Origin of the sequence: Xenorhabdus hominickii (assembly GCF_002632725.1) — a bacterium.
Taxonomy (GTDB): Bacteria; Pseudomonadota; Gammaproteobacteria; order Enterobacterales; family Enterobacteriaceae; genus Xenorhabdus; species Xenorhabdus hominickii.
Genome location: NZ_NJAI01000036.1, coordinates 1 through 1,725, shown reverse-complemented (window position 1 = coordinate 1,725; position 1,725 = coordinate 1). Strand labels below are relative to the sequence as shown.

Sequence of the window (1,725 nt, the reverse complement as noted above, 5' to 3'; positions counted from 1 at the left end):
CGTCAATTACAACGACGACCCGAGCGCGTAAAAAGTTATTTCAAATCACGGTTTATTAAATATGCCGCATAGCCGATGTATTTTTCCGCCGGGTTAATAATGACTCCGTTATAGTATGATTTATTTGATAATCGTTAATTCATTATTACTCTCCACCACCATCAGCCGAATAGAACAACAGATAAAAATTACAAATTAAAGTATTCTGCCAATCCATTTCATCAGAGAAGGTATGACCGGAAAAGAGATAACCCAGATAGCTATACTCATACAGAAGAACGAAACGAAATAAGATATTTTCGACCAGAAAGTGAAGAGCATAAGCACTCTTTTACCCCTACCAATGACATCATGCCTAAATTTAGTGATCAAAGTAGCAATGATGAGAAAAACCAATTCTGGCAACGAAAAAGGGTCATGCCAAACATAAGCATGTCAACCTGAGTATCATAAAAAAGCATTTTCGCTTTTCTGAGGTCAATATCCACCAGCTCACCATGAGTAGGCTCACCCCTCATAGCAGCTTCTGTATCGCTCTGTGTAAAGTGTTTAAGATCATTCCTACCCCATAGGAACCAGATCTGCCGTAACATATTCTATAAAGCGCATATGGGCTTTATCGTCAGTTCCGGGTACACTGACCATAAAAGCAGTTTTATAGGGTTTATCACGCATTCTGACGGGTTTAACCCAATTTATGTTATAAGCAGATACTTCACGGGCAATAATATACACACGGAGGTCATCACTTTGCATGATAGCCTGACTGCCTAATACAGATATAGTGATCATGATTGTTAGGATAAGCTAATAGCCCCAGAAAAACCATTTCGGTAAATATCGGGACATAATGCCTCCACTGTGTACTTTAGGTTGTGTTGCATTAAGGGTTGAAAGTTATCAGAAAGTCGATTTGCTGATTTTTTAGGCTGCTAGCAGATAGAATTGTTGTGCCGATGACAATCCTTGCCCTTGTGGAGGTTGAAACTGCCCTTTGCGTATCATGTGCACCCATTCAATTCCTGCCAGCAGGGTCTGGGCTCTTCTGAACGAACCGAACCCAAGCATCGCTCGCACCCGTCGTTTGATATTTCGATGGTCTTGCTCTATCAGATTATTCAGGCAGTTGTTTTGCCGGATTTTGATGCGGTTTTTCTTCTGCTTGCCCGCATTGAGGCCGTCCACCGCGGCTTTATTGGCTCCACTCTTATCAAGGGTCACGACCTCTGGTCGGGCGTGTTGGCGAAGGCCCTTGTTGAAAAAGCGACGGGCGGTATCGCTGTCCCGGTTGGTTGTCAACAAGAAGTCTACCGTATTGCCGGCAGAGTCCACTGCTCGATAAAAATACCCTGCTCAGCCATAATTTCTTCAAGATCGCGCAGGCTGAGCGCATAGCTCAGATACCACCGGACACATTGGGCAATAATATCAGTGGGATAATGCAGGCGTTTGAACGCTTTTCGGATAAGGGGCATATCGGATTCCATCCTGAGTTTTCCCAACGATAAACCAAAAGATACAAAACTGATTATTCATTTTCCTAATGAAAATTATATCAGGAAAGAATAATCATGGATATTTTTATATTATCAATGAAATATGGGATGACTGCATTCGTGAAAAAATACCACTTCCGCAATATAATCCTATCTCTGCTTCATCGATGTGCGAAGCCAGAATAAAATTACCTGATGATGCTATTAAAACTATAAACAAAGATATCGT

At 41.7% G+C, this 1,725-nt stretch carries 2 protein-coding genes and 1 pseudogene; 1 reads left to right on the top strand and 2 read right to left on the bottom strand.

The window, feature by feature from the left end; genetic code table 11:
* Nucleotides 1-561: 561 nt before the first annotated feature.
* Nucleotides 562-756 carry a hypothetical protein gene (locus Xhom_RS24810; protein WP_145957523.1) on the bottom strand — a complete coding sequence of 65 codons (195 nt, stop codon included), beginning with the start codon at nt 754-756 and terminating at the stop codon, nt 562-564.
* Nucleotides 757-924: 168 nt separating this feature from the next.
* Nucleotides 925-1,475, bottom strand: a pseudogene (locus Xhom_RS24805) (IS6 family transposase).
* A gap of 68 nt (nt 1,476-1,543) precedes the next feature.
* Here Xhom_RS24805 and Xhom_RS34815 point away from each other — a divergent pair.
* A partial coding sequence (locus Xhom_RS34815; protein ID WP_211287916.1) for a hypothetical protein occupies nt 1,544-1,725 on the top strand: 182 nt, incomplete at its 3' end.

What these genes read in the sequence shown, in the direction of transcription:
- Xhom_RS24810 (WP_145957523.1), bottom strand. Translation starts at nt 756, where the DNA reads ATGCAAAGTGATGACCTCCGTGTGTATATTATTGCCCGTGAAGTATCT.